This window comes from Amycolatopsis kentuckyensis, assembly GCF_041679295.1.
Taxonomy (GTDB): Bacteria; Actinomycetota; Actinomycetes; order Mycobacteriales; family Pseudonocardiaceae; genus Amycolatopsis; species Amycolatopsis kentuckyensis_A.
This window is the reverse complement of the sequence record NZ_JBGDMD010000015.1, coordinates 20680-45041: the sequence shown is the minus strand read 5'-3', so window position 1 is coordinate 45041 and position 24362 is coordinate 20680. Positions and strand designations below refer to the sequence as shown.

Here is a 24362-nt window from a genome sequence, read left to right as displayed (position 1 = left end):
GGAGCACACCGCGTTGACCTGTGGTTCAGGCGGCCTTGCGGTCCTGAATGTCCGGATCTTCCGCAACCTGGAGGAGGCGGGCCCCTTCGGCCGGGAACACCCACTTCTTGAACGCCCACCAGCGGAACACCGTGCCCAGCAGCGTCCCGATGACGATCCCGCTCACGAAGTCGGCCACCTCGACGCCGAACGGCGACAACCGCGGCGCCTGCAGGTCCAGCACGTACCGCGAGAACCACTGCGGCAGCGCGTTCAAGCCCAGCGCGATGCCGCTGATCAGGAAGAACAGCGCCGCCTCGTGGTGGCGTTCGCGGCCGCCGCGGGTGCGGAACGACCACTCGCGGTTGGCGACGTAGGAGAAGATCGTCGCGACGAGGACGCCGATGATCAGCGCCGTCACCGGGTGGGTCCGCAGCACGGTGAATTTCAGGCCGTAGTTGACGGACATCGTGATCACGAAGCTGATCCCGCCGACGACGGCGAAGCGGAGGAGCTCGCGATGCTTCTTCAGCAGCTCGCGCACCGCGCGGACGCTACCCGGTCAGCCAGCCGAATCCCTTCTCGGGGGTGACGGTCGGCGGCTGGTTGCCCGGCTTGGTGCCCGGCCGCGGCGGCGCGCTGGTCGTGGTCGACGACGCCGGTGGCTCGGTCGTCGGCTCGGTCTCCGAGGTCGTGGTCGGCGGGGTCGACGTGGGCTTCGAGGGCTTCGTCGGAGCCGGCTTCGACGGGGTGGCCGACGGCGAAGTGGACGTCGTCGGCAGCGGGTCCTTGCCGCACCAGTGGTGGTAGCAGCCGAAGTCGATCGTCACCGGTTCCGCCGACGCCTTGCCCAGCTGCGCGCCGATCGTGACGCGCCCGTCGTCGGGACGGCCCTTCAGCCGCACCCACAGGTTGACGTGCTGGCCGGGGGCGACCGCGGTCTTCGTCGTGCAGGTCGCGCCGTCGGACGTCGTCGTGCAGGGGAAGCCACGCAGGCTCCACCACTGCCACAGCGGGTGGTCGAAGGTGACCGTGACCGGCCGGGTCGTCTCGCCGGTGTTGCGGACCCGCAGGTAGACCAGCGGGTTGCGGGTCCACGGGAACGCCGAGAGCCCGTCGCCCTGCGCTTCGAGGACCACCGCGTCCGGCGGCTGCCTCACGGTGACCTTGACGCTCACCGTGACGTTGATCTGCACGCCGGCGGTCACCGACCCGGTCACCGTGCCGCCTTCGGCGTCCTGGTCGGCCTGGAGCCGGAAGTTCAGCGTCGCGCTCTGGCCGGGCTGCAGGCCGGTGCCGGTCTTGCACGTCACTGTGCCGTCCCCGCCGGGGCAGTTCACCGAAATCGGGGCGCCGTCCTGGGCGAACGCCATCGGCGCGCCGCCCCCGCCGGTGTCGACCGCGTGCACGCCCGGAGGCAGCTTCAGTGCGACGGCGACCGGCTCGGACAGGGTCCCGCCGTCGTTGCGGACGGTGATCGGCAGGTTCGTCGCGGAGCCGGGGCTGAGCTCGACGCCGTCCGGCGGGGTCGTCGCGGACACCGACGGCGGGGCCGGCGCGGGTGGGGCCGGGGGCGCCGGTGCCGGGGCGGGCGGCTCGACCGCGGGCGGCGGGGGCTCGACCGCCGGCGCCACGGGCGGGGGCGGCGGCTGCGGTGGCGCGGGCGGGGCCGGCGGCGCGGGGGGCTGCGGGGGCGCCGGCGGCTCGACGGGCTGGGCCGCGGGCGGCGGCTGCTGGGCCGCGACGGGGATCTCCTGCGTCCCCCCGCCGGCGGTGAGCGCGATGACGACGGCCGCGACGATCGCCGTGCCCGAGGCCGCGACCCCGGCGAACTGGCGGGGTCCCGCGGCGGCGGCGCCCGCGGCCGCGCCGGCCTTGCCCCCGGCCGCGGCGGCACCGGCGGCCGCACCCGCGGCCGCCGCGGTGACCGCGCCGGCTTTCGCCGCGCCGATGGTCGCGAGGTAGCCGAGCGCCGCGCCACCCAGGACGATCGGGGCGATGATCGCGCGCAGCCCGCCGTTGACGTCGGCGAGCTCCGCCGCCAGCGCGCGGCAGTTCTCGCACTCGTCGAGGTGGTTCTCGACCTGGTTGCGTTCGCGTTTGGACAGTCCGTCGCGGGTCCACGCGCCGAGCCGCTCGGCGCACGCGCGGCAGCGTTCTTCGGCGTTCTCCTGCAGGTGGACCTGCAGGTACGCCTGGCGCAGGCCCTCGCGGGCGCGGTAGGCGAGCGCGGAGACGCCGTTCGCGGTCAGGCCCAGCAGCGGCGCGACCTCGGCCGGGCTCTGCTGCTCGATCTCGGTGTGCCAGAGCACCGCCTGCCAGCGTTCGGGCAGCCGCGCGAACGCCTTGGCGGCCATGGTCCGCTCGAGCCCGGCGACGGCGGTGTCGGAGAACGGCACGGTCAGCGCCTCGGACGGGACGTCGGCCATGTCCTCGTTGAGGTCGACCCGGCGTTCCTTGCGCGTGCGGTCGTACGCGGTGTGACGCAGCGCAGTCAGCAGGTACGCCCGGAAGGCGGTGTCCGGCCCCTTGCCGCCACGGAGAGTGTCCAGCACCTTCGAGAACGCCTCGGACACCAAGTCGTCGGCCTCGGAGCTCGAACGAGCCAGCTGACGAGCGAGGTTGTGCGCCGCTCCGGTGTGCCGTTCGTAGAGCGGGCCGTACGATTCGATCTTCCCGGCGCGGACCTCGGCGATCAGCTCGGCGTCACTCTTTCCGCTGAGATCGGCGGGAACGGTGGACACGGCACTCCTCGGTCGGTTAGGGCCAGGACCTGCCATTACAGGCCGGTCCGGGGCGCGAGACAAGTGTGACTGACCCACCCCGGGCCGTCACGCGGTGGTCGGGGTGTTGACTCCGACGGCGGAGCAAAATCACCCATCCCCGGGTCGCGCCGTGGAAAAGCTTCTTAACAAAACTCGCGAGTACGCGTCACGGGATCCGGTGGGGCACGTCCTCACCGTGAAGCACCGAGCAAGATCGACACGGACCGGATGGAAGGGACAGGGGGCCAGTGGACGTTCCGGCTGCGCGTTCCGGTCCCGGTGACGCTCCACCCGCCGACCGCGCCCTGCTCGCGCTGCGGGCCCGCTGGCGCACGGCCAGCATGGCCGCGGGCTGGCGCTTCCCCAGCGACTGGGCCCTGCCCGAGGTGGACGCCGTCTGCGCGGCGGTGATGGCCAAGGGCCGCGTCGAAGCCGCCGAAACCGCGCTGGCCGGGCTGGCCAGGGCCCGGGCGGCGGCCGGTGCCGGCCTCGCGGAAACCCTCGCCGACCTGGCCGCGCTGCACGCGGTGCTCGGCCACGGCGACGACGGCTTCGTCTCCCCGGACGTCGACGCCACCCCGGCGCGGCTGCTCCGGACCACCGCGCTGGCCTGGGCCGACGTCGCCACCGACCAGCTCGCGCACACCGAGGTCACCGACCCGCTGACCGGCCTGCCGTCGGCCGCCTACCTACGCACGCGGCTCGCCGAGGTCTACCAGGCCGCCGCCGCGCGCGAGCGGCCCGCCGCCGAGGAGCACGTCCTGCTGGTCGTCTCGATGGACCTCAGCACGGTCGCCGGGTTCCCGCGGCTGACCGGGATGATCCTGGTCGCCGACGCGCTGCGGGCGGTCTTCGACAGCGGGCAGAGCGTCGCGTCCCTGGGACCGTCCGTAGTCGCCGCGCTGGTCCCGAAGGACGAGGGAGTCGCTTCACACGGCGTCGCGCTGCGAAGGGCGTTGCACGAGCGGCTGTCGGTCGATTCGCAGCTGGCCGACGCCGGCCGGCCGCGGGTGTCGGCCGTGCGCCTGCCCGCCACCCACGAAATGGCGTGCGACCTGCTGGCACGTCTCGCTCGGGTGTAGAAGGCACGAAAAGTCTGGTTTGCCCCGGACCCTTCTGACCCGGATCGGGCCGGTCATGATTTCCTGGTGAGGTGACCCGGACCGTACCCACCGACGTCGACGGCCCAGTCGCGGCCAGACCGCAGCACCGCCTGGCCCTGCGCAAGTCACTCGCCCGCCTGTCCGTCCGCCCGCGGTCGATCCTGATCCTCGCGGTGATCCCGCTGGTCGCGATCGGGTACGGCATCTGGGGCTGGCAGCACGACTGGGTGCTCGGCGTCGACAGCGCGGTCTACCGGGCCGGCGCGCTCACGCTGCTGCACGGCGACTCGCTCTACGACGCCAACACCCTGACCCCCGAGCCGTGGTGGGCGCTGCTGCCGTTCACCTACCCGCCGACGGCCGCGCTGATCTTCGTGCCGCTCGCCGCGTTCCCGACGCAGATCTCCTGGGGCCTGATCACTGCCGTCTCGCTGGCGGCGATGGCGCTGTCGATCCGGATCGCGATCGGCGCCCTGCCCCGCCCGGCCGCGGACGGACCGCGCTGGTGGGCCTCGCCCGCCCGCTCGACCATCGTGTTCTTCCTGGTCTGCCTCGGCCTCGAACCGGTGTGGCGGACGATCTTCCTCGGCCAGATCAACCTGATCCTGATGGCCATGATCCTGCTGGACATGCTGGTCATCGGCGCGCGGGGGAGCCGCTGGGGCGGCGTGCTGGTCGGCGTCGCGGCGGCGATCAAGCTGACGCCGCTGGTGTTCCTCGGGCACCTGTTCGTCACCGGCCGCCGGATGGACGCAATCCGCGGCTTCGCGACGTTCCTCGTGCTGCAGGGCCTGATGTTCCTGATCAACGCCCACGACGCCGCGAAGTACTGGACCGTGACGCTGCCGGACACCGGCCGGATCGGGCCGGTGCACTGGGCGGGCAACCAGTCGCTGAACGCGCTGATGAACCGGGCCACCGACCTCGCGCCGTGGGCGTCGAAGGCCGCGATGGGCATCGGGTTCCTGCTCGCCGTCCCGGCGCTGTGGCTGCTGATCCGCTTCCACCGCAAGGGCCAGGCGCTCGCAGCGCTGCTCGTCACCGCGTTCTGGACGCTGCTGATCTCGCCGATCTCGTGGACGCACCACTGGGTGTGGGTCATCCCGCTGGTCGTGCTGCTGGTCTCGCGGCTGCCGAAGACCACGCCGAAGACGGCGTGGAAGCGCTGGGTCGGGACCGGCCTGGTGGCGTTCGTGTTCGTCAGCTGCGTGCTGCTGATCCTGCCGAACGGCCGCAACGTCGAGCTGCACTGGAAGGTGTGGCAGAACGTGCTGGGGGACGCCTACATCCTGATGCCGGTCGTCCTGGCCGCGGCGCTGATCCTGCGCTGGGGCCTGCAGCGGCGGGCGCGGAAGAAGGCCGCTTCGGACGAGCATGTCGACGTCGCGACCGGCGTCTGAGGCGCGCGCCGGCCGCCTCGTCGCCGGCGGGATCGCGCTGCTGGTGCTGGTCTTCGGTGTCGTCGGCTGGCTGGCCGGGTGGCACCTGGGGGCGGACAGCGCCGTCTACCGCGCCGGTGCGTTGACGCTGGTGCACGGCGATCCGCTCTACACGCGGGACGTGCTGACCGCGCTGCCGGACTGGGTGCGGCTGCCGTTCACCTACACGCCGGCCGCCGCGCCGCTGTTCCTGCCGCTCGCTCTCGTGCCGTCCGGGCTGGTGTGGGGCGTGCTCGCGTTTTTGTCGGTGGTCGCCCTTATGGTCGTGATCACGGTGGTTTCGTCGTCGCCGGGGAGCGCATCCCTTCTGGGAAGAAGGTGGTGGGCGCTGCCGGCGGGAACGGCCATCGCTCTGGTCCTGGAACCGGTGTGGAAGACGCTGTTCCTGGGCCAGATCAACTTGATACTGATGGCGTTCGTGGTGCTGGACGTCCTGGTGCTGTCGCTGCGCGGGTCGCGCTTGGCGGGCGTGCTGATCGGCGTGGCGGCGGCGATCAAGCTGACCCCGCTGATCTTCGTGCCGCACCTGTTCTTCACGGGCCGGTGGAAGGACGGGCTGCGGGCGCTGGGCACGTTCGTGGCGCTCGAAGCGGTGATGTTCGCGGTCATCCCGGTCGACGCGGCGCGGTTCTGGCGGGATTCGGCGACCGACCCGAGCCGGGTCGGGTCGGTGCACTGGATCTTCAACCAGTCGCTCAACGGGCTGGTCAACCGGGCCACGCACCTGGCGCCCTGGTCGCTGGCGGTGGCGGTCGGGGTGGCGGCGGTGCTGGCCGTGCCCGCGGTGTGGCTGGTCGTGCGGCTGCACCGGCGGGGCGAGGACGCGGGCGCGTTGCTGGTCACGGCGTTCTACGGGCTGTTGCTGTCGCCCGTGTCGTGGTCGCACCACTGGGTCTGGTGCGTGCCGTTGCTCACGCTGCTGGTGGTGAAGGCGCGGTGGTGGGCCGCGGCGGCGGTCGCGCTGCTGTTCGTCTCGCAGATCGTGATGCTGGTGCCCAACGGTGGCGACACCGAGTTCGGCTGGGGCCTCGGCTGGTCGGTCCTCGGCAACGTCTACGTGCTCGCGGCGGCGGCCGGGATCCTCGGGCTGGCGGCGCGTGAGCTACGTCTGGTCCGGCGGTCACCCCAGGTGGTCACCGTTTAGTCTGAGCGGGCTATGGACAAACACACCGGTCTGCCCGTCGTGGGCATGGTGGGCGGCGGCCAGCTGGCCCGGATGACCCACCAGGCGGCGATCTCCCTCGGCCAGTCCCTGCGCGTGCTCGCCGCGAGCGAGAACGAGGCGGCGGGGCTCGTCGCGGGTGACGTCACCCTGGGGCACCACACCGACCTCGACGCGCTGCGGAAGTTCGCGGCGTCGGTCGACGTGCTCACGTTCGACCACGAGCACGTGCCGGGCGAGCACCTGCTGACGCTGGCGATGGAGGGCTACGCGATCCGGCCGGCGCCGTCGGCGCTGGGCTTCGCGCAGAACAAGCTGGTGATGCGCGAGATGATGGCCGGTCTCGGCGTGCCGGGTCCCGCCTTCGCCGAGGTGTCCACTGTGGACGACGTGGTGGCGTTCGGCGGCGAGCACGGCTGGCCGGTGGTGCTCAAGGCGTCGACCGGTGGCTACGACGGCCGCGGCGTCTGGATGCTGGACACCGCGCGGCACGCCCGGGAAACCGTGCCGGAGCTGCTCGAAGCGGGCACGGCGCTGCTGGTCGAGGAGAAGGTGGCGATGCGGCGGGAGCTGGCCGCGCTCGTCGCCCGCTCGCCCTTCGGGCAGGGTGCGGCGTACCCGGTGGTCGAGACGGTGCAGGAGGGCGGCATCAACACCGTGGTCCTCGCGCCGGCGCCGGGCCTCGCGCCCGAGCGCGTCCACGAGGCGCAGGACCTCGCGCTGCGGGTGGCGTCGACGCTGGACGTCACCGGGCTGCTCGCGGTCGAGCTGTTCGAAACCGACACCGGGCTGCTGGTGAACGAGCTGGCGATGCGCCCGCACAACTCCGGGCACTGGACGATGGACGGCTCGCGGACGTCCCAGTTCGAGCAGCACCTGCGCGCGGTGCTCGACTACCCGCTGGGCCGGACGGACCTGGTCGCGCCGGCGTGCGTGATGGCGAACGTGCTGGGCGCGCCGGAGCTGCCCGAGATGGGGCCGGACGAGCGGCTGCACCACCTGTTCGCGCGGTACCCGGAGGTGCGCGTGCACCTGTACGGCAAGCAGGAGCGGCCGGGGCGCAAGCTCGGGCACGTCAACTTCACCGGCGAGCGCATGGACGACCTGCGCGACCGCGCGCTGCTGTCGGCGCACTGGCTGTCCCACGCCGTCTGGCTCGACGGCTACGAGATCCACTGACGGGAGTATCGGCTATGGCGCCGCAGGTGGGCGTGATCATGGGCAGCGACTCGGACTGGCCGGTGCTGGAGGCGGCCGGCGCGGCGCTGGACGAGTTCGGCGTCGAGTACGAGGTGGGCGTGTATTCGGCGCACCGCACGCCGCAGCGCATGCTGGACTACGCGACGTCGGCGGTGGCGCGGGGCATCCGCGTGATCATCGCGGGCGCGGGCGGCGCCGCCCACCTCCCGGGCATGGTGGCGTCGGCGACGGTGCTGCCGGTGATCGGCGTCCCGGTCCCGCTGAAGTACCTGGACGGGATGGACTCGCTGCTGTCGATCGTCCAGATGCCGGCGGGCGTCCCGGTGGCGACGGTCTCGGTGGGCGGCGCGCGCAACGCGGGCCTGCTGGCGGTCCGCATCCTGGCGGCGTCCGACGAGGGCCTGCGCTCGAAGATGGCGAAGTTCCAGCAGGACCTGGAAAAGCTGGTCCTGGACAAGGACGCGGCGCTGCGCGCCAAGGCCGGCCGCTAGCGGGTCACCACGGCACGGTCTCGCCCGTGCGGTCGAGGAACTCGAGGCCGGGCTTGCCGAGCTTGGCCAGCAGGACGTCCACGATCAGCGGCACGGTCTCCTCGAGGGTGAACGGCGCCTGGTCGCCGCCGAGAGCGGTGCGGATCCAGCCGGGGGCCATGAGCAGCAGGGCCCGGTCGGCCTGCCGCGCGGCGAAGCTGCGCATGAGCATGTTCAGCGCCGCCTTGCTGGCGCGGTAGACCTCGCGCGAGCCGGCCGTGTTGTTGGTGATGCTGCCCTGCCCCGACGACATCGCGCCGATGAGGCCGTCGGCGGGCACGAGGTCCTGGAGCGCTTCGATGACGCGCATCGGGCTGAGCGCGTTGGTGACCATGACGTCGACGAAGTCGGCGGTCGGGACTTCGCCGATCGGCGTCGCCGGGTTGTTCGTGGCGCCCGCGTTGACGAAGAGCACGTCGAGCCGGCGGCCGGCGAGCCGTTCGCGCAGGGGCGGCAGCTGGCCGGGCTCGGTGATGTCGAGGTGCTCGACCTCGACGCGTCCGTCCGACGCGTCCGCCAGGCCGTGCAGCGGCGTGCGGGCTGCCGGGTCGCGGACGGTGCCGATCACCTGCCACCCGCGGGTGGCCAGCTCGGTGGCGATGGCGTGGCCGAGGCCGCGCGAGGCGCCGGCGATGAAAGCTGTCTGTGGCATGGGGTCCTCCTGAGAGCCGCTCCGGATCCGAGTGTCCGCGCCGGCTGTTCGGGAAGGCGGGTTCAGGAGGCCGATCTGTAGGATTGCCTCGCTGAGAGGAGCTGCGATGGCTGAATCCGTCTCTGTGCAGCCCAACGATGTGCGTCTCATTCGGGCGCTTCAAGTGGCTCCGCGGGCTTCGTTCGCCTCGATCGCGGCCGTGCTGGGGGTTACCGAAGCCGCCGTCGGACGGCGGTACCGGCGGTTGCGGGCCGAAGGGATCGTCCGGGTCGCGGGCATCGTCGACCCCGGGATGCTCGGGCAGAGCAAGTGGCTGGTGCGGCTGCGCTGCCGTCCCGGCGCCGTCGAGACGATCGCCGACGCCCTCGCGAAGCGGGACGACGTCAACTGGGTGGCGCTCTGCGCGGCCGGCTCCGAGGTCACCTTCGCGGTCCGGTCGTGGACTCGCGAGCAGCGTGACGACCTGTTGGGCCGTCAGCTGCCGCGGACGGCGGCCGTGCTCGACATCCACGCGGCCGCGATGCTGCGGCAGTTCCTCGGTGGCCGCGGGCACTACTGGGCGGCCCTCGACGGCACGTTGACGCCCGCGCAAGAGGCGGCGCTGGGGGCCGATGGCGCGCCGTTCACCGAGTCGCCGGTCGTCGACGGCGATCCCGTCCGGCTCACGCCCGAAGACGAGCGGCTGCTCGCCGTCCTCGCCGAGGACGGCCGCGCCGCGCTGGTCGACCTCGCCGAGGCGGCCGGCCTCACGCCCGGCCGCGCCTCGCGCCGGCTGGAGGCGTTCCTGCGACGGCGGGTCGTCCACATCGACGTCGAGATCGCGGCCGGGGCGCTGGGCAAACGGGCCGGTGCGAACCTCTGGCTGCGGGTGCACCCGTCGGCGGTGAAGGAGGCCGGGCGCACGCTCGCGCGGTGGCCGGACATCGCCTTCGTGGCGGCCGTTTCCGGGCCGCACAACCTGCACGCCGTCGCGCACTGCCGGGACCTCGACGAGCTGTTCGAACTCACGTCGGACCGCATCGGCTCGCTGCCCGGGCTGCAGAGCCTGGAGGTCTCGCCGCTGCTCCGGCACGTCAAGCAGGCGGGCACCCGCCTGGCGGGCGACCGCCTGGTGGCCTAGTCGAGCTTGCCGGTCAGCTGGTCCCGCAGCTGCCGCTTGAGCACCTTGCCCGCGGCCGACACCGGGATCTGCTCGACCACGTGGATCTCCCGCAACCGCTTGTAGGGCGTCACCTTCTCGTTGACCGCGGCCATGAGCTCATCGGCGTCCAGCGAGCCGCGCGGGACGACGAACGCCACCGGCAGCTCGCCGACCTCGACGTCGGGACGGCCGACCACGGCCGCCGCCGCGACGCCCGGCATCGTGATCAGCAGCTCCTCCAGCTCGCGCGGGAAGACGTTGTACCCCTTGTACAGCAGCATGTCCTTCTTGCGGTCCACGATGGACAGGTAGCCGTCCGCGTCGAGGATGCCGATGTCACCCGTGTGGAGCCAGCCGTCGACCAGGGCGGCCGCCGTCTCCTCGGGACGGTTGCGGTAGCCCTGCATGATCTGCGGGCCGCGCAGGCAGACCTCGCCCTTCTCTCCCGCCGGGAGCGGGTCTTCGCCGCCTTCGGCCGGGACGACCTTGACCTCGGTGTCGAAGATCGGCACGCCGACCGAGCCGACCTTGCGGGTGCCCGAGGCGTACGTCGGCGAGATCACCGCGCCCATCGTCGCCTCGGTGAGGCCGTAGCCCTCGCTCACGACCACGCCCGGGAACCGCTCGCGCAACGCGTTGATCATCGCGTGGTTCATCGGCGCCGCGCCCGAGCCGATCGCGCGCACCGACGAGAGGTCCGCCGTGTGGAACGACGGCGTCGCGAGCAGCGCGGCGAACAGCGCGGGCGCGCCGCCGATGCCGGTGATGCGCAGCCGTTCGGCGTCGGCGACGTAGGCCGGCGGGTCGAAGCGCGAGTGCAGGACGATCGTCGTGCCGGCGATCACCGCCGCGTTCATGCCGCCGATGATGCCCATCGCGTGGAACCAGGGCGTCAGGTTGATCGCGACGCCGGTGCCCAGGCGCGTCGGCCACTCGTCCGGGCTGCCGACCTCGTCGAGGGTGACGTCGCCGCGGGAGTCGAGCGCCGGGACCGAGCCGCTGCCCCAGCACGAGTGCTGGAGGGTGTTGACCACGACGTTGCGGTGCGTGAGCCGCACGCCCTTCGACCGGCCGGTGGTGCCGCCGGTGTAGGCGAGGTGCGCGAGGTCTTCGTGGACGTCGATGTCCGCCGAGGGGCGCGTATCGGGGTGGCCGGCCTGGAACGCCTCGAACTCGAACCCGCCCTCGGGCAGGTCACCGGTCGGCCCGACCACGACGGTCAGCCGCGCCGGGATCCGGTCGGCGACGCTCGCCAGCGCGCCCGCGACCGGGCCGAACGTCACGACGGCGGCGGCCTCGCAGTCGGTCAGCTGGAAGGCCAGGTCGTCCGGCGGGAGCAGCGGGTTGGCCGGGCTGAAGGTGGCCCCGGCCAGCAGCGTGCCGTAGTAGGCGACCGGGAAGGCGAGGCAGTTCGGCAGGTGCAGCGCGACGACGTCGCCGCGGCCGATGCCCTGCGCGCGCAGCGCGTGGGCGAAGCGGCAGGCCGCGCGGTAGGTCTCGGTGAAGGTGAGGCTGCGGCCGTCGTGGGCGAAGGCGGTCCGGTCGCCCCAGCGCGCGGCGCCCGCGGCGAGGATCGAACCGGCCGGGACTTCGGGGTAGTCGAGGGAGGCGGGCAACCCGGGCGGCGTCGTCGGCGCGGTGAGCGGCATCACTCGACCTTACGAATTCTGCGGTCCACGACACAAGGACGCAGCCGGTCGGTGAACGAGCGCTAACATCGAGCAGGACTCTCCCGACGTCGTAGAGAAGGTGACCCGAAGTGACCGACGGCCTGTACCAGCTTGCCGAGGAGCACGAGGAGCTGCGGGCCGCGGTCCGGGCCCTGGCCGAGAAGGAGATCGCGCCGTACGCGGCCGAGGTCGACGAGAACGAGCGCTACCCGATCGAGGCGTACAACGCGCTGGTCAAGTCCGGGTTCAACGCCGTCCACATCGGCGAGGAGTACGACGGCCAGGGCGCGGACGCCGTCGGCGCCTGCATCGTGATCGAAGAGGTCGCGCGGGTCGACGCGTCGGCGTCGCTCATCCCGGCGGTGAACAAGCTCGGCACGCAGCCGATCATCCTGTCCGGTTCGGAGAGCGTGAAGAAGCTGGTGCTGCCGTCGATCGCTTCGGGCGAGGCTTCGGCGTCGTACGCGCTGTCGGAGCGCGAGGCGGGTTCGGACACGGCTTCGATGCGGACGCGAGCTCGGCTCGACGGTGACCACTGGGTGCTCAACGGCACCAAGTGCTGGATCACCAACGCCGGCGAGTCGTCGTGGTACACGGTGATGGCCGTGACCGACCCGGATGCCGAGAAGAAGGCCAACGGGATTTCGGCGTTCGTCGTGCACAAGGACGACCCGGGTTTTTCGGTGGGGCCCAAGGAGAAGAAGCTCGGTATCAAGGGCTCGCCGACTCGTGAGATCTACTTCGAGAACTGCACGATTCCCGAGGACCGGATCATCGGTGAGCCGGGTACGGGGTTGAAGACGGCGCTGCGGACGTTGGACCACACCCGGCCGACGATCGGTGCTCAGGCTTTGGGTATTGCCCAGGGTGCTCTCGACGCGGCGATCGCGTACGTGAAGGACCGCAAGCAGTTCGGCAAGTCGATCGCGGAGTTCCAGGGTGTCCAGTTCATGCTGGCCGACATGGGGACCAAGATCGAGGCTGCCCGGCATTTGGTCTACGCCTCGGCGGCGGCGAGCGAGCGTGGGGACAAGCGGGCTGGGTTCATGGCTTCGGCTGCCAAGGCTTACGCGTCGGATATCGCCATGGAGGTGACTACCGATGCCGTTCAGCTCTTTGGTGGGGCTGGGTATACGCGGGACTTCCCCGTCGAGCGGATGATGCGGGACGCCAAGATCACGCAGATTTATGAAGGTACCAACCAGATTCAGAAGGTTGTCATGGCTCGGGCTCTGCTCAAGGGCTGATCTTCGGAAGACCGGAAACGGCTCTCGGTGCGGTGATCGCGCTGGGGGCCGTTTTTGTGTGAGTGGGGGTTGGGACGGCTTCGCCGTCCCGAAGCCTTCTTTGGTCTTCGCCACCCCGCTCGCCCATTGTGACTACGGCCGGCAGCACCGCGTCAAGGCGGGAAAGATGCCTTGACCCGGCGCCGCCGGCCGTGTTCTGGCTTCGGATCGGGGTTGCGGGACGGTCTGGGTCTCTTCGCCTTCGGCGTCCCGCGGCCCTCGGTGGGATCCGCGCCGAGGGTCGTGGGTTGCCGGCAACTGCTGGATAACCACGTCACGTGCGGCGTGCTCCGGCTGGGTGCGGCCACCAAGCCGCTGTCGGAGAACTGTCGTGCGAGACCTGGCTACCCGCCCTCGAGTCTCCCGGACCCTCACCGCGGGCCGCAAGCCGTCTACCAGGTGCGTCTGCGCGCAGAAAGTCACCCACTAGGGGGAGTGTCCGAACAAGTTACCCGCGCGTTAAGTCACTGGTGACGCGGATCACCATCGGTTCACAGAGAGGTGAAACGGATGGGCGCAACGACGCGCGGGTGGCTCATGGCCGCCGCTGCCACTGTGGCGGTTCTCGTACTCGGGGGTGGGACCGCTCATGCGGCCGAACGAGAACCCACCGGGCCTGTTCAGCCCAACATTCTCACCGCCGCCGTCTACTCGCTCGGGAACCCCACCATCGCTCCGCCCGGGGCGAACGACTGGAACTGCAAACCCACCGCTCAGCACCCCAACCCCGTCCTCCTCTCCAACGGGACCACCGCCAACGCCTACGAAAACTGGGCCAACCTCTCCTGGAAGCTCGCCAACGCCGGCTACTGCGTCTTCGCCGGGAACTTCGGTGGGGCGCCCGGGTCCTTCCTGCAGACCGTCGGGCCCATCGCCGACACCACGAAAGCGCTTGCCGCCTTCGGGGACAAGATCCTCGAAAAAACCGGGGCCGCCAAGCTCGACGTCGTCGGGCACTCGCAAGGCGGGATGAACGTGCGGTACTGGATCAAGTACCTCGGGGGCGCCGACAAGATCAGCCGGGTCGTCGGGCTCTCTCCGTCGAACCACGGAACTGACCTCTTCGGCCTGCTCAGCACCCTCGAAATGATCCCCGGCGTGCCCGCCGCGCTCGGGACCGTCTGCCAAGCCTGCAACGAACAGGCCGTCGGCTCGGACTTCCTCACCGCGCTCAACTCCGGGGGCGAGACCGTCGACGGCATCCAGTACACCGTCATCCAGACCCGGTACGACGACGTCGTCACGCCCTACACCAGTGCGTTCCTCCCGGCAGGACCCAACGTCAAGAACATCCTGCTGCAGAACGTCTGCGTGCTCGACTTCACCGACCACCTCGGCATCACCTACGACCCCGTCGCCGAGGGGCTAGTGCTCAACGCGCTCGACCCCGCCCACGCCAAGACGCCGCCCTGCGTGCCCGTGCCGCCGGTGATCAGCTGAGTTTCGCCACATGAGACATAACCCACCGCCGGGGCGGATTTCCGCTCCGGCGGTGTCACTCTCGAAGCATGTACTGGCCGGTTCCGGCGTCCTGGACGCCCCACGACGAAGCCGAGCTGGTCGCCGGCTGGCGGCTGTGGCTCGAGCTGTCCGACCGCGCCTGGCCGACGGCCGCCTGGGACGGGACCCCGGCCGGCGCCGTCCGCCAGCTGCGTGACCTGCTCGCCGCCTGTGACGAGATCGAGACGGCCTATCGCGCCGCTTCCGCCGCGCCGTCGCCCGGGTTCCTGAGCCTCACCCAGGGGCTGGCCGTCACCGCGGGCTCGGCCATCTCGCTCTGGTGGGACGACTTCGACCAGCTCGACGGCGAACGCGCCGCTCTGCTGCACGACGACCTCGCGCGCTTCGCCGAGCAGGCCGAACAGGTGCTGACGCTGCTGGCCGTCAACGGCGGCTGGGCGCGCCTCGACGAAGTCCGGCGCCGGCCCGCCTAGGCCAGTGTCGGGTCCGTACCGCCGCCGTCGACCGGCCGGAACCGCGTGCCGCCCAGGAACTCGTCGAGCGGGCGGTCGAGCGTCAGCTCCGGGCCCGGCTCGAGGGCCCACGCCAGCTCGATGAGCTCGTCGACGTGCTGCCGGTGCTCGACGCGGTGGGTGACCTCGGTGCCGGCCAGCGACCACGTGCCGTCGAGCTGCAGCCGCAGCCGCAGGGCTAGCCGGCCCGGTTGCGGTTCCGCCCAGTCGAAGCGGTGGACGGCGAACTCCGTGCTCCAGCTCGACCAGTACTGCCAGCCCGTCCCGTCGGCGCGGAAGCCGAGTTCGGTGTACTCGGGCGAGCCGGGGTACAGCTCCGACTCCGACCAGTAGCCGACCAATCGCGCGTTCACAACGCGATCGTTCCACAGGCACAGCAAGTGATTAGTCCGCTTGGCCCAGCCGATCGCGGCCCGGAGTGGGTATCCGAGCAGGCATGAACCGGACATCAGACGGCACGAACCGGACCGAGGCGAAGGCCGAAAGAGGAGTGCACCGGACCGAGGCCGACGCCCAGCGAGGCGAGAAGAGCAACACCGCGCAGCTGCTCGGCCGGATCGGCATGGCCTGCTACGGCGTCGTGCACCTCGTCATCGCCTACCTCGCCGTCCAGGTCGCCTTCGGCGACAGCGAACAGGCCGACCAGAAGGGCGCGCTGCAGCAGATCGGCTCGACGGCGTTCGGCCAGGTCCTGCTGTGGATCGTGGCCATCGGCCTCGTCCTGTTCGGCCTCTGGCAGTTCCTGATGGCCGCCACCGGCTACGAGTGGGTCAGCGGCGGGAAGCGGACGCGCAAGCGGATCGGCGCCGCCGCCCGCGGGGTCGTCGTCATCGTCCTGGGCTTCACCGCCTTCCGGATCGCCACCGGCAGCGGGGGTGGCGGGTCGAGCAGCCAGAAGCAGCAGGAGTTCACCGCCGAGCTGCTGAAGCTGCCCGCCGGGCCGGCGCTGGTGGTCATCGCCGCCGCGTGCATCCTCGGGGTCGCCATCGCCGCCGGGGTGAAGGGCTTCAAGAAGAAGTTCCTCGAAGACCTGAACACGTCCGAGCTACCGGGCAAGACCAAGCGCTGGATCGGCGGGGTCGGCCGCGTGGGCTACCTCGCCAAGGGCGTCGTCCTCGCGATCGTCGCGATCCTCCTCGCGATCGCCGGGTTCCAGGCCGACCCGAACAAGGCCGGTGGGCTGGACAGCGCTCTCAAGACGCTCGCCGCCCAGCCCTTCGGCACCGTGCTGCTCACCGTCGTCGCGCTCGGCCTCGCCGCGTTCGGCGCGTACTGCTTCGGCGCCGCCTGGGCGCACAAGCGCTAACGCCGGGCCACCTGGGCGAGGTACTCCTTGCGGTCCAACGGGTTCTCACCGGTCCGCGGCCGCGTCGGCGGCGGACCGGGGTACGGCCGGTAGTCGGCGAACTCGCTGAGGAACACGCCCTCGCCCTGGCTCAGGGCCGGCAGCGCCTGCTCGAACGCGTGGACGTGCTCCGACGGGATCGTGCCGTGCAGCGTGCACGACGACGGCCCCACGACGGGTTCGCCAGGCACCGCGCGCAGCTGCCCGAGCTTGAGCAGCACCGCGCTGACGGCGTTCGCCGGGATCTCCAGCTCGAACCGGTGCACCGGCTCGTGCACCCGCGTCCCGGCCTCCTGCAGCGCCGCCATCAGCACCAGCGGCGTCATCTTGCGGAAGTCACTCGCCGCGCTGAGCGGGCTGAAGAACGCCGTGTGCGTCAGCGTGACGGCGACGTCGAGCACCTCCCAGCCGTACAGCCCCTGCTCGAGCGTGCGGTGGACGGTCTCCTCGATCGCCTTGTGGAACGCCAGGGGCAACGAGCCCAGCTCGACCGAGAGCCCGAACTCGACGCCGGAGCCGGGCTCGACCCGCAAGCCGACCGTGGCGAAGAAGTACAGCCGCTGCGCCGGATCCAGCTCCTCGACCGCTTCCCCGGCGCCGATCGGCTTCTCGACGTACAGCGTGCGCGTCTCTTCGAACGTGACGTCGATGCCGGCGCCCTCGGCGAGCATCGAGCGCAGCACCTCCTTCTGCACCTCGCCGTAGAGCCGGACCGAGACGTCGTGGCCGCGGCGGCGGACGTCGATCAACGGGTCCTCTTCGGACAGCCGCGTCAACGCCGTGAACAGCGCCGCGGCCTCCTCGGGCCGGACCGGCCGCACCACGGTCTCCAGGCTCGGCGGCGCGAACACGCCGTCGCGGCCGGTGCCGGGGGAGCCGAGCCGGTCGCCGATCCGGACCTCGCGCAGCCCGCGGATCCGGGCGACGTCGCCGGCGAGCGCCACGTCGTCGCCGGCGACCTCGACCGCCGAGACCCGGCCGGTCAGCTCGGTTTCGCCGCGGTAGAAGGGAATCCGCTGCCGCGCGGCCAGGGAGCCGGAGTGCAGGCGCGCGTAGGCGATCTTCTCGCCGGCTCGGCCGCGGTCGATCTTGAACACCGTCGCGGCCAGCCGGCCGGCGCCGGTGCGTTCGGTCGCCGGGAGCAGCTCGGTCATCGCGGTGACGAGCTCCGCGACGCCGGCGCCGGTGATCGCCGACCCGGCCAGGACGGGGTGCGCCAGGCCGCACGCGACCTGGCGGGCCAGCTCGGTGCGGCAGGCGGCCTCGTCGACGCGGCCGTCCACATAGGACTCCAGGAACAGGTCGTCGCCATCGGCGAGGAATTCGGGTGACGTCGCGTCGTGCACCGCGACCGCCCGCGGCGCCAGCTTCGCGCGGATGTCGCCGAGCTGGTCGCGGGCGCCCAGCCGGTCGATCTTGTTGACGAAGACCAGCGTCGGGATGCCGAGCCGGCGCAGCGTCCGCATCAGCACCCGGGTCTGGGCCTGGACGCCTTCGACGGCGGACACCACGAGGACGGCGCCGTCGAGCACGCGCAGCGCGCGTTCGACCTCGGCGATGAAGTCCGAGTGGCCCGGGGTGTCGATCAGCGTGATCCGGGTGTCGCCGGCCAGGAACGAGACCACCGCGGAGCGGATGGTGATGCCGCGACGGCGCTCCAGCTCGAGGGAGTCGGTCTGGGTGTCGCCGCCGTCGACGCTGCCGAGGTGGTCGATCGCGCCCGCTTCGAAGAGCAGGCGCTCGGTCAGGCTGGTCTTACCGGCGTCGACGTGCGCGAGGATGCCGATGTTCAGGGTTTTCACGGTCGTGGGAGGTCCTTTGTGATGCGGGTGACAGGCCGGGCAGGACGGTCTGTCGGCGCATCGGGGTCTCCTCACGGTCGTTGACGCAGGTCAAGGCGAAGGTAGCGCTCCTCGCGGCGGTCGCCAACCGAGTTTCCGGTCCCTGTCGGTTCCCTGTCGATCACCCTCCGATGCTTCGATCGGACGTTCCGGACCCCTAACTTGGGGCGGGTCAGTTGAAAATTCACCCACCGGGGAGCTGAAACCGATGTTCGGACGATTCAAGGACGTGGCGCTGCTGCTGGGGAGGATCGGCGTCGCGGTCGTCTTCCTCGCGCACGGGCTCCAGAAGTGGAACAACGGCATCGACGGCACGGCGAAGTTCTTCGAGATGACGGGCATCCCGCTGCCCACGGTCGCCGCGGTCTTCGCGATGACCGTCGAGATCCTCGGCTCGATCGCGTTCATCGCCGGGTTCCTGCTGCCGCTGGTGGGCATCGGGTACGTCGTGATTTCGGTGGGCGCGCTGCTTTCAGTGCACATCGACAACGGCCTGACCGGGCAGGGCGGCTACGAGCTGGTCTTGGTGCTCGCGCTGGCCGGGCTCGCCCTCGGCTTCAACGGCGGCCGCCTCTCGCTGGACCACCTGCTGTGGGGCCGCAAGCGGGCACGCCGCGAAGCCGAGGCCGGCGAGCTGCAGACCGCCTAGGCCGGGAGGTCCGCCGTGGTGCGCTCGGCATCGCGGCGGGCCTGCAGCTTGCCCTGGTCCGCGTTGCTCACGTGGACCAGGTGGGCGCCCGCGGCGAGGGGGACGAGCAGGCCGTCGAGGATGCCCTCCGGCCCGCTCCAGTCCCGGGTGGACAGCACCCGGTCGTCCGCGGTGAGGCCGAGTTTCGCTGCCCGGGCCCGGGCTTCGGCCAGTACTTCGTCCACAGTGGAATCGAAGAGCGCGGCCGTGTCGCCCGGAATCGGGAACAGCGGGCGGTACTGGTCGCCCGCGGCGCGTGACTCCGTCAGGTAGTCGAACGCGCCGCCGCCGGGCGGCTCGGCCAGCCCGCGGCCCATCGGGTCGAGCGTGACGACGGCCGTCGCCGCGGCGCCGGTCGGCTCCGGGTCGTCCGGCCCGACGAACGCCACCCGCGCGCCGGCGCCCTCGGTCACGACGCGCGCCCCGCACCACCACGCCCCGAGCAGCACGCCGACGGTCTGCCAGTGCGCCGGGAGCTGCACGGCCACCGCGTCGCCCGGCTCGACGTCGAACTCCTCGGTCAGCCAGTTGGCCGTCTTGGCCGCCCAGTTGGCGGTCGTCACCACGGACAGCTCGACGCGGCTGCCCAGCTGGTCGTCGTAGTGGGTGATCAACGGTTTCGCGGGCGAGGCCAGCAGCGGGCGCAGCAGCTCGTCGGTCAGGCTCATGCGCACAGGCTAAAGCGCGGACCACGCGCTTCGCCGGTTGACACCACCACGCGAAGCTCAGTACGTTTGCTTTGCAAGCAAATGCAACTGGAGAGCTGGGGGACAGCCATGACCGTTCTCGTCACCGGTGCGCGCGGGCACGTCGGCCGCGCCGTGCTCGACGCGCTCGTCGCCGCAGGTCAGGACGTGCGCGCGGCGAGCCGCGACGCCACCACGCTCGACGTGCCCACGGCGAAGGTGAGCGCCGACCTCGAAGATCCGTCCACACTGGACGCCGCGCTCGACGGCGTCTCGTCGGTGTTCCTGTACACGCGGCCGTCGGGGATCGAAGGCTTCGTGAAGGCGGCCGAAGCGGCCGGCGTGCGGCACGTAGTGCTGTTGTCGTCGATCGCCACGCGGGAGCCGGAGTCGCGCGGCCGGCTCGCGACGCTCCACCGCGCGGTGGAGCAGGCGCTGATCGCGGCACCGTTCGGGGAGACGCTGCTCAACCCGGGCGCGTTCGCGACGAACGTCCTGGGCTGGCGCGCGGACGTCGCCTCGGGCGTCATCCGCACGGCCCACCCGGACGCGCGGATCGGCGCCATCCACGAGCGGGACATCGGCGACGTCGCCGCGAAGGTCCTGGTCGACGGCTCGCACGTGGGCGAAGCGCTGCCGCTGAGCGGACCGTCGCCGATCTCGTTCCGCGAGCAGGCAGAGGTGCTCGCCGACGTGCTCGGCAAGCCGCTGCGGGTCGAAGAGCTGAGCACGGAGGAAGCCACCGCCCGGATGATCGCGCTCGGGTGGCCCGCCGACGTGCCGCCCGACGTCCTGCGGGCGTGGGAGCGGTCGACGCGCGAGCCGTCGGTGGTGACCGGTGTGGTGCGCGAAGTGACCGGGCACGCGCCGCGGACGTTCCGGCAGTGGGCGGAGGACCACCGCGCCGACTTCAGTTGACGCAGGGGACTCCGTCGGAGGCTTGGAGCAGCGGTGCCGCCGCGGGGGCGGCGCCGCTGCCCGAGCCGCCGCCCGCGGGGACCGCGCCGCCGGCCGCCGGGGAGCCGCCCGGGGCCGGGCGGCCGGCCAGGCCCGCCACGAACGCGCGGACCGCCTTCGGGTCGATCTCCACGATGCTCTGACCGTCTTCGCTGCGCCCGTTCGCGGTGATCACCGGGATCGTCGCGAACGACAGGTCGCCCGACGCGATGCCCTTCGCCTGCTGCGCGAACTGCAGCAGGTCGAGGCCCGGGTCGAGGACCAGCGACCGGTGCACCGCGTCCATCAGGTTGTTGAGCGTGCCGGGGCTGGTCAGCGTGCCCGCCGACAGCACCTGGTGCAGCGCCGAGGACAGGAACGCCTGCTGCCGCACGATCCGGTCGAGGTCGCCGCGCGGCAGGTTCTTGCGCTGCCGGACGAACGAAAGCGCTTCACCGCCGGACACCGTCTGCTCGCCGCGGCGGAAGTTCGCGCCCGAGTCCTTGTCCTCGGTCGAGTGGTTCAGGCACACCTTGACCCCGCCGAGCGCCTCGGTGAGCAGGTAGAAACCCAGCAGGTTGATCTCGGCGTAGTGGTCGACGCGCACCTGCGTGAGGTCCTGCACCGTCTGCACCAGGACCCGGCGGCCCTCGGTGTCCGAATCGCGCTCGATCTTCGCCTGGTCGCGCTCGCCCTGCGCGCGCAGCTGCTGCGCGAAGTGGGCCTTCGCGATGCCGTACGCCGAGTTGATCTTCGCCTTGCCGCGGCCGGGGATCTCGGTCCACGTGTCCCGTGGCACCGACACCGCCGACGGCTTCGAGCCGTCCTTCGGCACCCGCAGCAGGATGACCGTGTCGGTGTTCACCGCGCCGCTGTTGGCCTCGGTCCGCAGCTCCTTCAGCACGCGCAGCGGGAGCTGGTTGCCCTGCGCGTCCGTCCGCGCGTCGCTGCCGACGAGCAGGATGTCGTCGGCGCCGTCGTCGGCGGGCGGCGGCGCGGGCTCGCCGGCCCGCGGGGTGAGCGCGTCGGTCGTCGGGACGTTCTCCTGCAGCTGGTCCTTGGTGACGTAGGCGTAGCCGCTGGCGCCGAGCGCGAGCAACGAGACGAGCCCGACCGCGATCCGGCGCGTCACCCGCCCGGCGCGTCGCACCCGCGAAGGCGCCTCGGCCACCGGAGCCGTGCGCGGGAACGGCGACGGCTTCCACTCCGGATCGTCGCGCTGCGTCACCGGCGTTTCGACCGGTTCCGGCTGTTCCTGCTCGTCTTCCATCCCCTGCTTACCTCCCCCGACCACCCTGCGTGCTCAGTCTAGTTGACGCAGGGAACGTCGCCCGCGGTGATCGGCGGCGCGGCGGGAGCGGACGAAGCCGCGGTGGACGGCGGCGCCTTCGGGGCCGACGACGTCGGCGCGCCGCCCGCGCCGGCGGCCGAGCTGCGGAAGTCCTTGCCGAGCAGCACGCGCACGTGCCCGGCGGTGACGTCGCGGTCCGGCTCGGCCTGGACCGTCGTGCCCAGCGCCTGCTTGACGAGGTCCAGCGCGGTGCTGTCGGCCGGGTTGTACCGGACGACCGTGGTGTTGCGGGTGCTCAGCTTCTGGTCGGCGGCGAGCGTGAACCCCTTGGTCTGGAGCAGCGTGTGCGTCTGGCCGGCCAGCGCCGCCGAGCCCGTGCCGTCGAACAGCTCGATCGTGACGGCCTTCGCGCCCGGCAGCTGCGTCGACGTCGGCTGGGCCGGGGCGTCGCCGTCCGAGGTCAGCCGCGTCACCTCGGCCTGGACCGCGGCCTGGTCGACGCGCAGCACGTCGGCGCCGCCGATCACCGCGTTGCCCAGCGTCGGGATGGTGTGGAACTCGATGTTGCCGCCGGTCAGGCCGCGCATCTGCTCGGCGAACTCGGTCAGGTCCCAGCCCTGCGAGACCACGACGGACTTCTTCACCGCCGACACGAGGTCGGCGATCTTCGCCGGGCTGGTCAGGACGTCGGACGAGATCACCTTGCGGGCGAGCCCGGAGAGGAACGCCTGCTGGCGCGCGATCCGGTCGAGGTCGTAGTTCGGCAGGCCGTAGCGCTGGCGGACGAACGCGAGCGCCTGCACGCCCTCGATCGTCTGGCGCCCGCCCGGCAGGTCCACGCCGGACTTCACCTCTTTGACCGGTCCGTTGAGGCAGACCTCGACGCCGCCGATCGACTTGGTGATCTCGTAGAAGCTCGCCAGGTTTACCTCGGCGTAGCGGTCGATCATGCCCGGCTTGCCGATGAACTTCTCGATCGTCGCGATCAGGTTCTTCCGGCCGGCGACCTTGGCTTCCGCGTCGGCCTGCTTCAGGTCGGTCATACCCTGGCGCTGCAACGTTTTGTAAGTGTCCGTGTACGCGTAGACAAAGGCGCTGTTGAGCTTGTGCTTGCCGTAGCCGCCGGCGAGTTCCACCCAGGAGTCGCGCGGGAACGAGATCGCGATCGCGTGCTTCCCGTTCTGGGGGATGTGCACGAGGATCATCGTGTCGGTGTTGAGCTCGCCGTCGGAGACGCCGGCGTGCAGCATGTCCAGCACCTCGCGGGGCAGCGGGTTGCCCTGCGCGTCGGTGCGGCTGTCCTGGCCGACCAGGAGGATGTCGATCGCGCCGTCGAGCGGCTTCGCGTGGGCTTCGGTGTCGGCGAAGACGTTCGTCGTGGTCAGGCCGGTGTTCGGGTCGCCGATGTAGTGCCAGCCGTACCAGGTCAGGGCCAGGATCGCGACGGACAGCAACGAAACCACTACCTTGCCACCGCGGCGGGCGAAGACCGCGGCGCCGTGGCTCCGGCGCGCCGGGACGGTCGGCGCAGGCCATTCGGTCACGCGCTTCCTCCCCTGTGAAACCCCGTGCTTCCCCCAGGGCACCGATGTGCCTCCACCATGACTCTACTGAGGGTGTTGTCAGGCCTCCGTAGGCTGGGGGCCGATTGCCCCGGTCGGGGGCCGAGGAAAGGCGGGAAGATGCGGGTCCTGGTCACCGGTGGTGCCGGCTTCATCGGGTCGCACTACGTCCGGCAGACGCTGAGCGGCGCTTACCCGGCGCTGCGCGACGCCGAGGTGGTGGTGCTGGACAAGCTCACCTACGCCGGCAACGAGGCCAACCTGGCCCCGGTCGCCGCCGACCCGCGGCTGCGGTTCGTCCGCGGCGACATCTGCGACGCGCGGAAGGTCGCCGAAGTCATGCGCGGGGTGGACCTGGTGGTGCACTTCGCCGCGGAGTCGCATGTGGACCGCTCGATCCTCGGTGCCGCCGACTTCGTGCTGACGAACGTGCTGGGCACGCAGAACCTGCTGCAGGCGGCCCTGGAAGCGGGCGTCTCGAAGTTCGTGCACGTGTCCACCGACGAGGTGTACGGCTCGATCGAGACCGGGTCCTGGACCGAAGACCACGTGCTGGAGCCGAACTCGCCCTATTCGGCGTCGAAGGCGTCGTCCGACCTGGTGGCGCGGTCGTTCTTCCGCACCCACGGGCTGCCGGTGTGCATCACGCGGTGTTCCAACAACTACGGTCCGTACCAATTCCCCGAGAAGGTCATCCCGCTGTTCGTGACGAACCTCCTCGACGGCCGGAAGGTGCCGCTGTACGGCGACGGCCTCAACGTCCGTGACTGGCTGCACGTGGACGACCACTGCCACGGCATCCAGCTGGTCGCCGACGGCGGACGGCCGGGCGAGATCTACAACATCGGCGGCGGCACCGAGCTGACGAACCGCGCTTTGACGGAGAAGCTCCTTGCCGCGGTGGGCGCGGGCTGGGACAGCGTCGAGCCGGTCGAGGACCGCAAGGGTCACGACCGCCGGTACTCGGTGGACATCACGAAGATCGGTTCGGAGCTGGGGTACGCTCCGCGCGTGTCCTTCGAGGACGGTCTGGCCGCGACAGTGGCCTGGTACACGGACAATCGCGCGTGGTGGGAGCCCCTGGCGGAGCGGGCCGCGCTGAAGAAGTAGGGG

22 protein-coding genes are annotated in these 24362 nt (G+C 71.4%); 13 read left to right on the top strand and 9 right to left on the bottom strand.

Annotation, left to right across the window (positions count from 1 at the left end):
• Nucleotides 1–25: 25 nt before the first annotated feature.
• Together ACERZO_RS44420 and ACERZO_RS44415 are read right to left on the bottom strand one after the other, a co-directional pair.
• The gene (locus ACERZO_RS44420; protein ID WP_372672012.1) at nt 26–523 is read right to left on the bottom strand and encodes a GtrA family protein; all 498 of its coding nucleotides are present in this window, start codon (nt 521–523) and stop codon (nt 26–28) included.
• Nucleotides 524–533: 10 nt separating this feature from the next.
• Complete coding sequence (locus tag ACERZO_RS44415) at nt 534–2723, bottom strand: sigma-70 family RNA polymerase sigma factor (protein WP_372672011.1); 2190 nt, start codon at nt 2721–2723, stop codon at nt 534–536.
• 269 nt (nt 2724–2992) lie between these two features.
• Between ACERZO_RS44415 and ACERZO_RS44410 the strand changes: the two genes are divergently transcribed.
• The 5 genes from ACERZO_RS44410 to purE all read left to right on the top strand — a co-directional run bounded on the left by ACERZO_RS44410 (nt 2993) and on the right by purE (nt 8139).
• Nucleotides 2993–3826, top strand: a complete 834-nt coding sequence (locus ACERZO_RS44410) for a GGDEF domain-containing protein (RefSeq protein WP_372672010.1) — start codon at nt 2993–2995, stop codon at nt 3824–3826.
• Nucleotides 3827–3897: 71 nt separating this feature from the next.
• Complete coding sequence (locus tag ACERZO_RS44405; RefSeq protein ID WP_372672009.1) at nt 3898–5247, top strand: glycosyltransferase 87 family protein; 1350 nt, start codon at nt 3898–3900, stop codon at nt 5245–5247.
• A complete protein-coding gene (locus ACERZO_RS44400) occupies nt 5222–6430 on the top strand; it encodes a glycosyltransferase 87 family protein (protein WP_372672008.1) in 1209 nt (402 codons plus the stop codon). The genes ACERZO_RS44405 and ACERZO_RS44400 overlap by 26 nt, the downstream gene beginning before the upstream one ends.
• Nucleotides 6431–6442: 12 nt before the next feature.
• Nucleotides 6443–7627, top strand: a complete 1185-nt coding sequence (locus ACERZO_RS44395; protein WP_372672007.1) for a 5-(carboxyamino)imidazole ribonucleotide synthase — start codon at nt 6443–6445, stop codon at nt 7625–7627.
• Between the two features lie 14 nt (nt 7628–7641).
• A complete protein-coding gene (gene purE / locus ACERZO_RS44390; RefSeq protein ID WP_372672006.1) occupies nt 7642–8139 on the top strand; it encodes a 5-(carboxyamino)imidazole ribonucleotide mutase in 498 nt (165 codons plus the stop codon).
• A 4-nt stretch (nt 8140–8143) separates the two neighbouring features.
• Here the strand turns inward: purE and ACERZO_RS44385 are convergent, their stop codons facing one another.
• The gene (locus tag ACERZO_RS44385; protein WP_372672005.1) at nt 8144–8830 is read right to left on the bottom strand and encodes an SDR family NAD(P)-dependent oxidoreductase; all 687 of its coding nucleotides are present in this window, start codon (nt 8828–8830) and stop codon (nt 8144–8146) included.
• A 106-nt stretch (nt 8831–8936) separates the two neighbouring features.
• On the opposite strand from ACERZO_RS44385, the gene ACERZO_RS44380 reads away from it, so the two are divergent.
• Entirely contained in the window at nt 8937–9950 is a 1014-nt protein-coding gene (locus ACERZO_RS44380) for an Lrp/AsnC family transcriptional regulator (protein WP_372672004.1), read from the top strand.
• On the opposite strand, the gene ACERZO_RS44375 is transcribed toward ACERZO_RS44380, so the two are convergent.
• Nucleotides 9947–11620 carry a class I adenylate-forming enzyme family protein gene (locus ACERZO_RS44375; protein WP_372672003.1) on the bottom strand — a complete coding sequence of 558 codons (1674 nt, stop codon included), beginning with the start codon at nt 11618–11620 and terminating at the stop codon, nt 9947–9949. The two genes, ACERZO_RS44380 and ACERZO_RS44375, sit on opposite strands and share 4 nt — an antisense overlap.
• 110 nt (nt 11621–11730) lie before the next feature.
• Here ACERZO_RS44375 and ACERZO_RS44370 point away from each other — a divergent pair, with 110 nt between their 5' ends.
• The 3 genes from ACERZO_RS44370 to ACERZO_RS44360 all read left to right on the top strand — a co-directional run bounded on the left by ACERZO_RS44370 (nt 11731) and on the right by ACERZO_RS44360 (nt 14861).
• The gene (locus ACERZO_RS44370; protein ID WP_372672002.1) at nt 11731–12888 is read left to right on the top strand and encodes an acyl-CoA dehydrogenase family protein; all 1158 of its coding nucleotides are present in this window, start codon (nt 11731–11733) and stop codon (nt 12886–12888) included.
• A gap of 549 nt (nt 12889–13437) precedes the next feature.
• Nucleotides 13438–14367, top strand: coding sequence for an esterase/lipase family protein (locus ACERZO_RS44365; RefSeq protein ID WP_372672001.1), 930 nt, complete (start codon nt 13438–13440; stop codon nt 14365–14367).
• 68 nt (nt 14368–14435) lie between these two features.
• On the top strand, nt 14436–14861 hold the full coding sequence (locus ACERZO_RS44360) for a hypothetical protein (RefSeq protein WP_372672000.1): 426 nt from the start codon (nt 14436–14438) through the stop codon (nt 14859–14861).
• On the opposite strand, the gene ACERZO_RS44355 is transcribed toward ACERZO_RS44360, so the two are convergent.
• On the bottom strand, nt 14858–15253 hold the full coding sequence (locus tag ACERZO_RS44355) for a hypothetical protein (RefSeq protein WP_372671999.1): 396 nt from the start codon (nt 15251–15253) through the stop codon (nt 14858–14860). The two genes, ACERZO_RS44360 and ACERZO_RS44355, sit on opposite strands and share 4 nt — an antisense overlap.
• Before the next feature lie 137 nt (nt 15254–15390).
• On the opposite strand from ACERZO_RS44355, the gene ACERZO_RS44350 reads away from it, so the two are divergent.
• A complete protein-coding gene (locus ACERZO_RS44350; RefSeq protein WP_372672141.1) occupies nt 15391–16206 on the top strand; it encodes a DUF1206 domain-containing protein in 816 nt (271 codons plus the stop codon).
• On the opposite strand, the gene ACERZO_RS44345 is transcribed toward ACERZO_RS44350, so the two are convergent.
• Nucleotides 16203–18047, bottom strand: a complete 1845-nt coding sequence (locus ACERZO_RS44345) for a GTP-binding protein (RefSeq protein ID WP_372671998.1) — start codon at nt 18045–18047, stop codon at nt 16203–16205. The two genes, ACERZO_RS44350 and ACERZO_RS44345, sit on opposite strands and share 4 nt — an antisense overlap.
• Before the next feature lie 247 nt (nt 18048–18294).
• On the opposite strand from ACERZO_RS44345, the gene ACERZO_RS44340 reads away from it, so the two are divergent.
• On the top strand, nt 18295–18735 hold the full coding sequence (locus ACERZO_RS44340) for a DoxX family protein (RefSeq protein ID WP_372671997.1): 441 nt from the start codon (nt 18295–18297) through the stop codon (nt 18733–18735).
• Here ACERZO_RS44340 and ACERZO_RS44335 read toward each other — a convergent pair.
• The gene (locus tag ACERZO_RS44335) at nt 18732–19442 is read right to left on the bottom strand and encodes a TIGR03089 family protein (RefSeq protein ID WP_372671996.1); all 711 of its coding nucleotides are present in this window, start codon (nt 19440–19442) and stop codon (nt 18732–18734) included. The two genes, ACERZO_RS44340 and ACERZO_RS44335, sit on opposite strands and share 4 nt — an antisense overlap.
• 108 nt (nt 19443–19550) lie before the next feature.
• Between ACERZO_RS44335 and ACERZO_RS44330 the strand changes: the two genes are divergently transcribed.
• Nucleotides 19551–20378 (top strand): NmrA family NAD(P)-binding protein, encoded by an 828-nt coding sequence (locus tag ACERZO_RS44330; RefSeq protein ID WP_372671995.1) that lies wholly within the window; start codon nt 19551–19553, stop codon nt 20376–20378.
• Here the strand turns inward: ACERZO_RS44330 and ACERZO_RS44325 are convergent.
• On the bottom strand, nt 20371–21666 hold the full coding sequence (locus tag ACERZO_RS44325; RefSeq protein WP_372671994.1) for an LCP family protein: 1296 nt from the start codon (nt 21664–21666) through the stop codon (nt 20371–20373). The two genes, ACERZO_RS44330 and ACERZO_RS44325, sit on opposite strands and share 8 nt — an antisense overlap.
• A 38-nt stretch (nt 21667–21704) precedes the next feature.
• On the bottom strand, nt 21705–23231 hold the full coding sequence (locus tag ACERZO_RS44320; RefSeq protein ID WP_372671993.1) for an LCP family protein: 1527 nt from the start codon (nt 23229–23231) through the stop codon (nt 21705–21707).
• A 138-nt stretch (nt 23232–23369) separates the two neighbouring features.
• On the opposite strand from ACERZO_RS44320, the gene rfbB reads away from it, so the two are divergent.
• Entirely contained in the window at nt 23370–24359 is a 990-nt protein-coding gene (rfbB, locus tag ACERZO_RS44315; RefSeq protein WP_372671992.1) for a dTDP-glucose 4,6-dehydratase, read from the top strand.
• The last annotated feature ends 3 nt before the right edge of the window (nt 24360–24362 follow it).